The sequence below is a fragment of the Paenibacillus sp. JT22N12 genome, assembly GCF_056269365.1.
Map to the genome: position 1 here is coordinate 277970 of NZ_JBWDNU010000006.1, position 13388 is coordinate 291357.

Consider the following 13388-nt stretch of genomic DNA (forward strand, 5'->3'; position numbering starts at 1 on the left):
GCTCCTTCCCTTCCATGCGAAGAAAAGGAGCCAGCTTAAGCGGTTACTTGGTTGCCGCGTCGATTTGCGTTTTGTTTTTGTCGAAAATATCCATCGCTTTTTGCTGAATATCTTTTGCAACATCTTCCGGCTTCACTTTTAGCGTAACGAGGTCCTTTTTCGTATCGTAAGGATTGAGCACTTTATCGATGATTTCCGCATCGCCCGGCAGCCATTTGAAGCCGTCGACGAAGCCGTCGCCGATCATCGAGATAACGTCTTTGATTCCCGGTGCCGTGAACGTCGTTTTCAGGTAGGCGTCCCAAACGTCGCGGTCGCTGACCAGCGGCATTGTCGAGATCGGTTTTTCGATCTCATTGATGCGCTGCAGCCAGCCATCCTTGGAGAAGGTCAGCCATTTAATGAATTCATAGGCTTCTTTCGGATGCTTGGTATTCGCCGCCATGCCGATATAGTCCGTGATGATTGGAACGCGCTGGCCCTGGTCGGCCGGCAGCGGCATGAAGTCCCATTTGAACTTCGCGTTTTTGGCCAAGTCGGCAAAAGCCCAATTCGCGTCGATTTTCATGCCCACTTTGCCGGCCACGAAACCGCTCTTGTCCTTGCCGTACCATTTGTCCTGCTCTATGCGCTCGTACAGATCCACCGAGGTTTTGTCATTGTATACGATGTTGTTGATCCAGTGGATCGTGTCGGAAAACGCAGGATTGTCGAAGTTGAACTTCGTGCCGTCATAGGTGAGCCAGCCGAGAGACGGATCGAACTGCGGGACGAATGACTCGCGGGCGCCGACGATGTTTTCCACGCCGAATTGGTGGTCGCTTACTTTCGTCAGCTTCTTCGCGATGTCCTCAAATTCATTCGTCGTCCAATTCTTCTTCGGCAGCGGAATGTTCTCCTTATTGAAGAGATCCACATTGATCAGAACGCCAGTCATGAACATTTGATGCGGCAGCATATACTGCTTGCCGTTATACTGGCCCGTTTCGCTCAGATTGCTGAAAATCTTATCCGGACTGTAATCGGGATCGGTCTCCAAATAGGGGTTCAAGTCGCCAAGCCAGCCGTTGGCCACATTCGCCGGCCCGTTAAATACGAAGAAAACGTCCGGAAGCTTGCCCGCTGCGGCCGCTGCGCCAAGCTTCTCGTCCCACGGCCAGGTAACGGATTTGTCGATTTCGATTTTGATGTTCGGATGGGATTTCATAAAAGCGTCAATCTTCTTCTGCTCCATCACGGGATCGCTCCAAGTCGCAAACTTGAGCGTTACGACCTCGTTCGAGGAAGAATCGCCCGCATTGGCTGCCTCGCCGGTATTGGTCTGCGTCCCCGCGTCTGCGGCATTGGTTCCGCCATTTGCGGCATTGCTGCCGCCATTCGTTGCGTTGGTTCCGCCGTCCGCGGCATTGACTCCGCCATTCGCGGCATTACTCCCGCCATTGTTCGCATTATTGCTGCCGCAGCCGGCAAGCAGACTAACGAGCATGATTGAAATCAGGATTGCGCCAACCGTTTTTCTCATCGACTTTTCCTCCTACATAATAACGAGTGCCTCTACAGCCTCGCTTTAATGGTATGGCTTCCCGGAACGGAGTCCGGGTTGCATATGTAAGCGCATCCAAATCCGGTAATAGCGCGCCGCCGAAGCTGGCGCCTATGACGATAGTATCAAGTGGATATCGTATTTTTCAGTTGCATTCCGCAAGATTCCCTAACGACCAGTTCAGTATCCAGCATGATCTTCTTGGATTCTTCCATGCCGTCATGAAGCGCTTGGAATATCGTATGCGTCACGAGCGAACCCCACTCGCGCATCGGATGCTTGATCGTCGTCAGAGCCGGACGAACATAGGAGGACAGTTGAATATCGTCAAATCCCACGATAGCTACATCCTCGGGTACGCGGTAGCCGGCTTCCGTCAACGCCTGGATGCAGCCGATCGCCATCTCATCGTTCGCCGAAAAAATCGCCTCAGGAACTTTGCCGCTCATGATCAACGCCTTGGCAGCCTGATACCCGCCCTGTTCAGTGAAATGCCCCTGGGCCGTGTAGGAGACCTGAAAAGAAAGCCCCGCGTCCGCAAGCGCGCTCTTATACCCTTCGAATCGCTTTTGGTTATTGTAAGAACTGACGCCGCCGCTTAAATATCCGATATTCCGGTAGCCTTGAGCGGCCAAATGCATGGTTGCGTTGTATGCGCCTTGAACGTTATTGATCAAAACCTGATGCACGTGATCCGCCTTAAGTTCCCGGTCCATAACTGCGATCGGAAAGGACTTGGATGCTATTTGCACGAGCAGCTCATCCGGAATCGTAGGACCGAAGATGACCGCAGCGTCAAAAAGCTTTTCCTGGAGGAAGCGGCTGGACGAATTCCGGTCAATCCCCGTGCTGCAAGCGATGAGATCATATCCGTTGGACTCGACGACTTCTTGAAGCCCTTCAATAACCGAACTGAAGAACGGTCCGCCGAAACCGGTCACGAACAATGCGATCGTCTCGGTCTTTCTGCGCTTCAAATTCCGTGCCGTCGCGTTCGGCCGATAGTTGAGCGCATCGACAACGGACAGCACTTTCAGTCTGGTTTGTTCGCTGACCCGAGAGTCGTTATTCAATACGTACGAAACCGTCGAAACGGCGACTCCCGCTTGCTTCGCAACATCCTTGATGGTGGCCATTTACACCCCCCTTTCGAAAGTATTTTATCTTTCATCGAATCGTTTCGAATCACTTTTTTACTATAACCGAATAATAAAGCGATTTCAATACCGTTTTTGGCTTAATTTTCTTCAAAATATTGCGATTTAAATTATCTGATCCATTTTCTTCGAAACGATTCGATTAACTCCCAGCCCAAAGAACATGATATTTTCATGCAGGCTAATCCTGAAATGTCAGAGCTGGAAATTGTCTTGATATTATTTGATACCTCTACGCTAATAGGATCTTACCCAGTAATTTTAGCAGAATTAATTTTTAGTACTTTTCCACAACATATGTCAGTAAAATAAAAAAACATTTGACTTTCTGATTGGAACTTTGTACATTGAATTTGCAAATCTTAATTCATATAATATCACTGGGTTTAGGAGGGTTTAAAGATGAACAACGTTGAAAATAACTTGCTCTCTGCCATCGAAACAAACGGGTACAGCTTCGTTATATCCCTTATTGTATTCGGTTTTCTGTTCTTCCTGGCGCGAAGACGGGTAAGCTTCGGCACACGGGTGCTGGTCGGACTCGGGCTCGGGTTGCTTGTAGGCATTCTTTTTCAAAACCTGGAAAACTTTGAAATCAAAGGGATCAGCACGTTCGGCAGCATCTATGTCAGCTTAATTCGCATGCTCGTTATTCCACTTGTATTCGTCCTAGTACTCAACAGTATCGCGTCGCTGACCAGTCTGGACTATTTGCGTAAAATCGGCTTCAAGACGTTCGCCTGGTTTCTCGGAACAACCGGTATCGCTTCGGTAATCGGCCTGTTGGTTGCCCTGCTGTTTAATCCGGGAGCCGGTATTGAGCAGACTGTACCGGCAGATTTTGCCGCCCGCGAGATTCCGACCTTCTCGGAAGTTATTCTGCAGCTTATACCGTCTAATCCGTTCAACGAGGCTGCGGAAGGCAAAGTTGTCCCGATTCTGATCTTTGCGATTTTCCTCGCTGTTGCAATCATTAAAGTCGGTTCCAAAAACGCGGAGGCCGTAAAACCAGTCCGGGATCTGATTTCATCGTTGACGCAGGTGCTGCACCAGGTCGTCAAATTTGTCATTCGCTTGACTCCGTATGGCGTATTCGCCCTAATAGCGGGAGTTGCGGCGCGTTACGGATGGGACACCCTGCAGGAGCTCGGCAGCGTTATCGTCAGCTCTTATGTCGCTCTAATCATCCATTTCGTGCTTGTATTCGGCGGTCTCGTGCTGTTTGTCGCCAAAGTGAATCCTTTTAAATTTTTCCGCAAAATTTACCCGACCATCGCTGTCGCTTTCACCACCCGCAGCAGCTATGCAACGCTTCCGGTCAATCTGGAAGTCATTACAAAGCGGCTTCATGTCTCCCCGCGCATCGCCAGCTTCGTTGCTCCGCTGGGAGCATCGGTCAACTTCAACGGCTGCGGCGGCGTGTGGCCAGCTATCGTTGCGGTATTCACCGCTCAAGTATTCGGCATTGATTTGACGGCGACCGACTATATCATTCTCGTGCTGGTCAGCATTATCTCTTCGATCGGAGTTGCCGGCGTCCCCGGTCCGGCCGTTATTTCCACGACCGTTGTGCTCACGGCACTTGGCCTGCCTCTTGAAGGAATCGCGATCGTCGCAGGCGTGGAAGCACTCATCGACATGGGCCGCACAGCCGTTAACGCGACCGGGACGACGGTTACCTCCCTGCTCGTGGCAACCTCTGAAGGCGAGTTCGACCGCGAAGCATTTAACCGTGACGAAGACGAAGATATTGCTCTGAATGCGGTTTAAGATTTGCGCGGCTAACCCTGATTCTACAGAAAAAAGGTATATTCTCTCCATAGAAACTGGAGGGAATGTACCTTTTTATCTGGCTTGACACCTATGAATTCTCATTGAACGTATCCCTTGACCCGATTACATCAAGTATCTTCCCGTGATCGACTGCTCCGCATGGATGATCTGCGGAGGTGTACCCTCGAACACCACCTGGCCGCCCTTGCTGCCTCCGTCCGGTCCCATATCGATGATCCAATCCGCCTGGCTGATTACATCGAGGTTGTGCTCGATGACGATCACCGTATTGCCGGCGTCCACGAGGCGGTTCATGATCTCCAGAAGGTGACCGATATCCGACATATGCAGACCGGTCGTCGGCTCGTCCATCACGTAGATGCTGCCCTTCTTATGAAGCTCGCTTGCCAGCTTAATGCGCTGGCATTCCCCGCCCGAGAGCGTGCTGAGCGGCTGGCCGAGTGTAATGTAGTTCAGCCCTACATCACTCATCGCCTGGAGCTTGCGCACAACCTCCTTTAGCTGAAAAAAATCCAATGCCTGCTCCACAGTCATCTCCAGCACTTCTGCAATTGACCTGCCGTTCAGCTTGTACGCGAGCACCTCTTCCTTGAAGCGTCTGCCTCCGCATACTTCGCATGGCAGCTTCACGCTGTCGAGGAATGCAAGATCTGTATACACAACACCCAGCCCTTGGCAGTTCTCGCAAGCCCCCTTGGAGTTGAAGCTGAACAAGCCTTGGCCCACCTTGTTCGCGGAAGCAAACGCCTTGCGCACATCATCCATAATGCCCGTGTAGGTCGCGGGATTCGAACGTGTTGATACCCCTACCGCCGATTGGTCGATAACGATTGCATCCGGATGCTGACTGAGGAATACGTCGCTAATCAGCGTACTCTTGCCCGAGCCGGCGACGCCTGTAACGACTGTCAGCACTCCGGCGGGAATATCTGCACTTACGTTTCGCAGGTTGTGCAGCGTGGCATTCTTGATGGACAGCTTGCCGGACGGCTGCCTGCAATCTTCCTTCAGGCGGAGCTGCCGATTCATATGGGTGCCTGTAAGCGAACCCGCTTCAAGCAAGCCTTGGAAGCTTCCTTCATACACGATGGTACCGCCGCGGCTGCCGGCGTGAGGCCCGACATCAACGATATGATCCGCCACCTTGATCACATCGGGATCATGCTCGACGACAATCACGGTATTACCCTTGTCGCGCAGCTTCTGAAGCAGCCCGACCAGCCGGTGTACATCACGGGGGTGCAAGCCAATGCTGGGCTCATCGAAGATGTAAGTGACATCCACCAGACTGCCGCTCAGATGCTTCACCATCTTGACGCGCTGCGACTCGCCGCCGGACAACGTATCCGTCTCGCGGTCAAGCGTCAAGTAGTCCAGTCCGATATCCACCAGATGCTGCAGCCGCTCCGTCAGCGATTTGGCGACCGGCGCGGCTGCGCGATCGTCAATCTCCCGAATGACGCGGATGAGCTGTCCGACCTCCATGGAGGACATCTCCGCAATGTTGAGTCCATTGATCCTGCAGCTGAGCGCAGCCTGACTGAGTCTCGCACCGCGGCAGCTGGAGCACGGGCCCTCGGAGATGTACGGCGCAACAGTTTTTTGCGTGCGCTCGGACTTCGTCTTCACATCCTGCTTGATGTACTTGTTGGTGAATTTCTCGATGATGCCTTCCACTGTAACATTCACTGCCTTCCCGGCGAAATCCATCTCCACTTTCCTCGCCTTGGCAAACAGCAGCTGATCCAGCTCCTCTTCCGAATAATCGCTCAGCTTCTTGTCGAGATCGTAGGACCCCGACTGTACGATCATGTTCCATTCCCAACCGTTTACCGCATAGTCCGGCAGCATGATTGCCCCTTCATTCAACGACCTTGATTTGTCGATCGCCTTGCTCATGTCGACGCCCAGCCTGCGGCCGATCCCATTGCACTCGGTACACATGCCTTGCGGATCGTTGAACGAGAACATGTTTGCTTGTCCAACATAGGGCTGACCTACACGGGAGAAGAGAAGACGGAGAATGGGGGAGATATCGGTAATCGTGCCCATCGTGGAATGGGAGCCACCGCCCAGCCGCTTCTGATCCACAATAACAGCCATGCTCAGGTTCTCGATCGCGTCCGTATCCGGCTGCGGATAGCGGGGCAGAAAATTGCGTACGAACAAGCTGAAGTTCTCATTCAGCAACCGCGTGGATTCTGCAGCGATCGTATCGAAGACAATCGATGACTTGCCGGATCCGGATACCCCGGTGAAGATCGTAATCTTCCGCTTGGGAATGCGCAAGGATACGTTCTTGAGATTGTTTTCCCTCGCACCCGAGATTACGATATACTCCTGATTGGATTCGCTCATGCTTAACATCCTTCCGATAACGTGAATTTCTACTTATTATTCACATTGTACCATTCATCCTGCATAGAAAGCCGGGCAGTCCAAACTTGCTTGATATTGTTCTAATCAGGGAGGTAATGAGATAGCTTCTCTCGGCTTGGACAATAGGACGATCACATACCAGCTTTATCCATATGCACTTCGGCTCTCGGAAGTAGACATAAACCGGCTGCAGACGACATGCAGCCGGTTTATGTTGATTCGGATCAAGCAGGGTTCAACTGTTGTCCCCATTCATTTAGCTTGGGAAAGGATTAGGATTGGTAACCGAATGCGTTTATTGTTCCAGCGCGTTTTCAAACCCGCCGAACCAATTACCCCAGCCATATCTGGCGCCTTCGAGTCCTTGCTCATTTGTGAACCCGGTTTGATCGAGATGAAGGTTAACTTTTCCGTCTCCTAAATCCTGGAGCGTCCAGGTGACCGTGTGCTGCTCTCCTCCACTGGCCCAGGTATAGGACAACCGGTTTGGTTCGTCCACGATAAGCACTTCGCCGTCAATAATGCCATCCCAATATTCGGACGGCTCAGTGCGAAACTGAAAATGGTGTCCGACGACGGGCTTAAAATCATTTTCCATTATCCACTTGGCAAGCTTGCTTGAATCGGTTAAAGCGGACCAAGCCTTCCCGATCGATGTCGTGTACTGAAAATCCAAGGATAATGCTAAACTCATTCTTCTTCCTCCTCTAATAGTTGGTTCAAGCGCAGCATATTCGTACTCCAGAACTTACTGTAAAAAGCCACCCAGTCTTGAATTTCTCTGAGCGGGGAGGCGTTCAGCCTGAATCGCGTTTCTCTGCCGACTTTTCGGTCAAGCACCATTCCAGCCTCTTTAAGAATTGTCAAATGCTTGGATACCGCTGTACGGCCCATTTGAAACTGTGCCGTTAATTCATGAAGCGGTATCTCCTCTGCCTCTGCCAACAGACGAATCAGCCGGCGCCTGGTTGGATCTGCAATCGCGTCAAACACATCCCGCAACTGGTTGTCCTCGTTCACAACACCCTCTCCCAAATATTGCGTACTCGATTGTTTCCACCTCATAATGATTTCAAACATTTCAAAAGACCAACTTCTTATTGGACACTATTTGGTGTCTATTTGATTATAGGTCACCATTTGGTGTCGTGTCAACAACATTTTTAAACTCCAGAAAACTGTCAGTCTGCATGTGTGCCGGCTGTTGATTTCATGTCATTTGGCTCCTTGATTACCTGTTAAAAATCTTCAGTACGATAATGCCGAAGCTTTATGATCAGTCAGGCAAAAAAAAATCCGCTATATAAGCGGATCTGATGATCATTATCCGATGCTTCCCTCCATCTCGAATTTGATCAGTCGATTCATTTCAACTGCATATTCCATAGGCAATTCCTTCGTAAACGGCTCGATAAAGCCCATCACGATCATCTGCGTAGCTTCAGCATCGGTTAGGCCCCTGCTCATCAAGTAGAAAAGCTGCTCCTCAGAAACCCGGGAGACTGTCGCTTCGTGTTCCAATGTGATGTTGTCATTCATGACTTCGTTGTATGGAATCGTGTCCGAGGTTGATTCATTGTCCATGATCAGCGTATCGCATTTAATATTTGATTTTGAGCCCTGGGAATAACGCCCTAATGAAGCAAGACCGCGGTAGTTCACCTTACCGCCATGCTTGCTGATCGACTTCGAGATGATGGTGGACGTTGTGTCCGGGGCCAGATGAATCATTTTGGCTCCGGTGTCCTGATGCTGATTACGTCCAGCGACAGCTATCGATAACACCGAGCCTTTTGCTCCTCGGCCCTTAAGAATAACGGCCGGGTATTTCATAGTCAGCTTGGAACCAATATTGCCATCCACCCATTCCATATTTGCATTCTCTTCCGCAACCGCCCTCTTTGTCACCAAATTATAAATATTGGGCGCCCAGTTTTGAATCGTGGTGTACCGGACTCGCGAGTTTTTCTTGCAAATAATTTCCACGACGGCACTATGGAGCGAATTCGTACTATAAATGGGTGCCGTGCAGCCTTCTACATAATGGACAAAGCTGCCCTCGTCTGCAATAATCAAAGTCCGTTCGAACTGGCCCATGTTTTCCGAATTTATGCGGAAATACGCTTGAACGGGGATTTCACATTTAACCCCCTTCGGCACATAGATAAAGCTGCCTCCAGACCAAACCGCGCTGTTCAGTGCGGCGAACTTATTGTCCGTATAGGGGATAATGGTGCCGAAATACTCCTTAAAAATTTCCGGATGCTCGCGCAGTGCCGTATCTGTATCCGTGAAGATTACGCCTTGCTTCACCAGGTCCTCCTGCATGCTATGGTAGACAACTTCGGATTCATATTGCGCGGATACGCCAGCCAGGAACTTCTGCTCCGCTTCAGGGATACCCAGCTTATCAAAAGTCTGCTTGATTTCAATCGGAACCTCTTCCCAGGTTTTCCCCTGGTTCTCCGAAGGCTTGACATAATACTGAATATCGTCAAAATCAAGATCATCCAAGCGCCCTCCCCAACGGGGCAATGGCATTTTGAAAAACTGCTTCAACGACTTCAAACGAAAATCGAGCATCCATTGCGGCTCGTTCTTCATACGCGAAATTTCTTCAACGATTTCTTCGGTCAATCCTTTACCGCTTTGAAAAATATTCTTGTGTTCGTCTCGAAATCCGTATTGGTATTCTTCCATTTCAGGCATTTTTTTAGCCATCATGAGCACACTCCTTTAGATGATAAAGCCTTAATTAAACCCCGGGATACTTTCAATTGCGCAGTTTCCGTTCAATCCAGTCGTACAGTTGCTCTTCGATGTGCTTGAGCGGTATCTCCTGAACAATGGAAAGCAAAAAACCTAAGATGATCAGATGTTTCGAATCACGCCTTGTTACACCGCGACTCATCATATAATAAATTTGTTCGGCATCTATTTTCCCAATGCTTGCCCCATGGCCAGCGTAAACGTCATTCTCATCGATGAGCAAAATCGGATTCGCATCGCCGCGTGCCAGATCACTGAGCATAAGCACCCGCTCAGTTTGTCCCGCATCTGCTCCGGATGCCCCTTTCTCAATCCTCGTATACCCATTAATAATCGCCGTGGCCTCATCTTGGACTACTGCCTTCACCAGCATGTCGCTTGGCGTATATCTTCCGTAATGAATCGCGCGCGTCGTCAAATTCAGCTTCTGGGCTCCGGTGCCGATTGAAATCACCTTGGCATCGGAACGCGAACCATTTCCCTTCAGTATGGAGCTTGTATCTGACATCGTATTACCTTCATTCAATTCCCCAATCGTCCATTGCATAATGGCGTCATTGTCCAGCATGGCACGGCGATAGATCAGAGCGGTTGTTTCTCCGCTCAAGTTGTGCACGGAAGCAACATGCACGCGCGCGCCCGGTTTGACGACCACCTCGACGACTCCATTATGAACGGCATTGTTATTCCGGCCGGATAAATAATGATCAACATAAACAACCGAGCTATTGTCCTCTGCAATGATCAATATATGAGGCGCAAAGGTCGCATCCGGTTGTTCCGACTGGAATATCGCTTGCAGCGGCACCGTTACCTCAACATTTCGCGGAACATAAAGGAATACCCCGCCACTCCATAATGCCGCATGCAGGGCAGTAAGGCGATTTTCATCTGCTTTCACCACAGACATGAAATGAGTGTGTACAAGAGCTTCGTGTTCACGAAGAGCCGTCTCCATATCTGTAAAGATAACGCCTTGTTCTTCCAATGTACCGGTTTGGTTCTTCCAGAGGAGTCCGGAATCACGGTGCACCATGACAGGATTCGAATTCGGATTTCCACCTATTAGTTCCTTTACTTTTTCAGGCAAATCATTGTAATTGTCCAATAGCTCAGGTGTATGGTAAAGACCATACGAATCCAGGCTCCAACGGTCTATTCGTGTCTTTTCCAGTTCCGGAAGTTCCAGTTCGCCCGCCAATTCAAGGGCACGAAGGCGAAGATCGGTCATCCAGGACGGCTCTCCCCGATTTCGGGATAACTCGGCTGCTGCATTGGAAGTTGTAGGAAGGACAACGGAAGTCTTCATCGCTATTCCACCTGCCCAACTGTTTCATCTGTGATGCCCAGTTCTTCCTTAATCCAGTCATAACCCTCCGCTTCCACCTTATGAGCAAGCTCCGGGCCGCCGGATTTAACGATGCGTCCCTGCATCATGACGTGTACATAGTCGGGTTTAATATAGGTCAGCAAACGCTGATAATGAGTAATAATCAAGAAAGACCGTTCCTCTGTTCGCATTGCATTCACACCATCGGCCACAATGCGGAGTGCATCAATATCCAGACCGGAATCAATTTCATCCAAAATGGCGACTTTGGGTTCCAGCAGCATCATTTGGAGAATTTCATTTCGTTTCTTTTCGCCGCCCGAGAATCCCTCATTCAAATAGCGGTGGGCAAACTCCGGATTCATCTCCAGATTTTTCATCCGGGCTTCCATTAGACGAATGAATTTTATAAGTGATAGTTCCTTACCCTCGCCGCGGCGAGCATTCATTGCACTTCGCAAAAAATCGGCATTGGTTACGCCGGTAATCTCACTCGGATATTGCATCGCAAGGAACAATCCGGCCCCTGCACGTTCGTCCACATCTATTTCAAGCAAATCGACCCCATCGAGACTCGCGAATCCATCGGTTCCATCATATTTCGGATGTCCCATGAGAACAGAAGCCAGCGTGCTTTTACCAGTCCCATTCGGGCCCATTACGGCGTGGACTTCACCTCCATTGATCTCGAGATTAATGCCTTTCAAAATTTGTTTGCCTTCGATCGATGCCTTCAAACCGTTTATGATCAATTTTGTCATGAATATTCTTGCTCCCTCCTGTTTAATTCCTATGGGATTAATGGTTAACCAAACCCCTATCTTGATTAGGATTGTTATTTAAATGACTGGCTGACGCTCTTCCAATCAGTGCATAACGGATGCTGTCAACCAGAGCATTCCAGCTTGCCTCGATGACATTCCCGGATACGCCCACTGTGCTCCACATACTTCCGAAACCTGAGGATTCGACCAATACACGCACTTTAGCCGCAGTAGCATCCTTCTCATCCAGCACACGTACTTTGTAATCGGACATGTGCATCTGCTCGATTTGCGGATAGAACTGGTGTAATGCTTTACGAAGAGCACGATCGAGCGCGTTGACCGGGCCGTTACCTTCCGCAGCCATATAAACGGTTTGTCCTCGAACTTTCAATTTCACTATCGCCTCCGATTTAACGCCATTGGAGGAAGCCTTTTCAACGAGGACTTTAAACGATTCTAATGTGAACATTTCTTCAATTTCGCCGCTGCCCTCTCTGAGCAACAATTCCAGGGATGCATCCGCTCCTTCAAATTGATAACCTTGATGCTCCAAATCTTTGATTTTATTCATAATCAACCGCGTTTCGCTGCTCTCCAAATTGATGTTCAATTTCATCTCCTGGGCCTTTACAATGATATTGCTTTGCCCCGATAGCTCGGATACAAGAATTCGCTGTTTGTTGCCCACCAGCTCAGGAGCGATATGCTCGTACGTTTTCGGATCCTTCATAATGGCAGATACATGAATGCCACCCTTATGCGCAAAAGCGGCAGCTCCGACGTACGGCTGATTGACAGGCATGTGTACATTGGCGATCTCGCTCACAAATCGTGCACTCCCGGTTAATAAGGCGAGCTGTTCATCACTGAAACACTCATATCCCAGCTTGAGCTGCAGGTTGGGTACAAGCGAGCATAAATTCACGTTGCCGCATCGCTCTCCGTATCCGTTAATGGTGCCCTGAACCTGACGGACTCCGGCCTGCACAGCTGCCATCGTATTCGCTACAGCCAGATCGCAATCATTATGAGGATGCAAGCCAAGTGGCGTGTGAACAAGCGTCCGGACATGAGCCACAATCTCCGCGATTTCGCCAGGAAGACTGCCGCCATTTGTGTCACATAACACAATCCAATCCGCACCGGCTTCTTCGGCTTTGCGGATCGCAGCGATGGCGTATTCCGGGTTCCGTTTAAATCCGTCGAAAAAGTGCTCGGCATCGTAAATGGTTTCCATTCCTTTATGCTTCAAATAGCGAAATGAATCATAGATCATGGCCAGATTCTCTTCCAATGTGGTTTGCAGAGCCGTTGTCACTTGATAATCCCATGATTTGCCCACCAAGGCTGCCGTACTGACCCCGGATTCCATAATTCGATTTAAATTAACATCATGCTCCGCTATTGTGTCCTTACGCCGCGTACTGCCAAAAGCCGTTACTTTTGCCCGCAGCTTCAAGTTCCTCGCACGTTCAAAAAATTCGATATCCTTTTTGTTGCTTCCAGGATTGCCGCCCTCAATATAATGAACGCCAAGCTCATCAAGCTTGCGCGCAATTTTTATTTTATCCTCTGCAGTAAAGCTGACACCTTCACCCTGCGTTCCATCACGAAGCGTAGTATCGAATACAAAAACCTGATTGCTCATC

Annotated in this window: 10 protein-coding genes; 1 reads left to right on the forward strand and 9 read right to left on the reverse strand. The window is 49.8% G+C overall.

The genetic code is table 11. The features are described 5' to 3' along the window. Positions 1-43: 43 nt before the first annotated feature. Together AC0YOA_RS22550 and AC0YOA_RS22555 are read right to left on the reverse strand one after the other, a co-directional pair. Positions 44-1522 (reverse strand): extracellular solute-binding protein, encoded by a 1479-nt coding sequence (locus AC0YOA_RS22550; protein ID WP_475788524.1) that lies wholly within the window; start codon positions 1520-1522, stop codon positions 44-46. A gap of 146 nt (positions 1523-1668) precedes the next feature. Next, a complete protein-coding gene (locus AC0YOA_RS22555) occupies positions 1669-2679 on the reverse strand; it encodes a LacI family DNA-binding transcriptional regulator (RefSeq protein WP_475770768.1) in 1011 nt (336 codons plus the stop codon). Positions 2680-3102: 423 nt separating this feature from the next. On the opposite strand from AC0YOA_RS22555, the gene AC0YOA_RS22560 reads away from it, so the two are divergent. Continuing rightward, positions 3103-4470 carry a dicarboxylate/amino acid:cation symporter gene (locus tag AC0YOA_RS22560; RefSeq protein WP_475788525.1) on the forward strand — a complete coding sequence of 456 codons (1368 nt, stop codon included), beginning with the start codon at positions 3103-3105 and terminating at the stop codon, positions 4468-4470. Positions 4471-4596: 126 nt separating this feature from the next. Here the strand turns inward: AC0YOA_RS22560 and AC0YOA_RS22565 are convergent, their stop codons facing one another. From AC0YOA_RS22565 to cimA, 7 genes are all read right to left on the reverse strand, one after another. Beyond that, entirely contained in the window at positions 4597-6852 is a 2256-nt protein-coding gene (locus AC0YOA_RS22565) for an ATP-binding cassette domain-containing protein (protein WP_475788526.1), read from the reverse strand. A gap of 316 nt (positions 6853-7168) precedes the next feature. Continuing rightward, positions 7169-7567 (reverse strand): SRPBCC family protein, encoded by a 399-nt coding sequence (locus tag AC0YOA_RS22570; RefSeq protein WP_475788527.1) that lies wholly within the window; start codon positions 7565-7567, stop codon positions 7169-7171. Further along, positions 7564-7893, reverse strand: coding sequence for an ArsR/SmtB family transcription factor (locus AC0YOA_RS22575; RefSeq protein ID WP_210047021.1), 330 nt, complete (start codon positions 7891-7893; stop codon positions 7564-7566). The genes AC0YOA_RS22570 and AC0YOA_RS22575 overlap by 4 nt, the downstream gene beginning before the upstream one ends. A gap of 303 nt (positions 7894-8196) precedes the next feature. Further along, positions 8197-9594, reverse strand: coding sequence for a Fe-S cluster assembly protein SufB (gene sufB, locus AC0YOA_RS22580; protein ID WP_475788699.1), 1398 nt, complete (start codon positions 9592-9594; stop codon positions 8197-8199). A 52-nt stretch (positions 9595-9646) separates the two neighbouring features. Continuing rightward, positions 9647-10951 carry a Fe-S cluster assembly protein SufD gene (sufD, locus tag AC0YOA_RS22585; RefSeq protein ID WP_475788528.1) on the reverse strand — a complete coding sequence of 435 codons (1305 nt, stop codon included), beginning with the start codon at positions 10949-10951 and terminating at the stop codon, positions 9647-9649. A 2-nt stretch (positions 10952-10953) separates the two neighbouring features. Beyond that, positions 10954-11733, reverse strand: a complete 780-nt coding sequence (gene sufC, locus AC0YOA_RS22590) for a Fe-S cluster assembly ATPase SufC (protein ID WP_475788529.1) — start codon at positions 11731-11733, stop codon at positions 10954-10956. 37 nt (positions 11734-11770) lie between these two features. Further along, complete coding sequence (gene cimA, locus AC0YOA_RS22595; protein ID WP_475788530.1) at positions 11771-13387, reverse strand: citramalate synthase; 1617 nt, start codon at positions 13385-13387, stop codon at positions 11771-11773. Between the last annotated feature and the right edge of the window lies 1 nt (position 13388).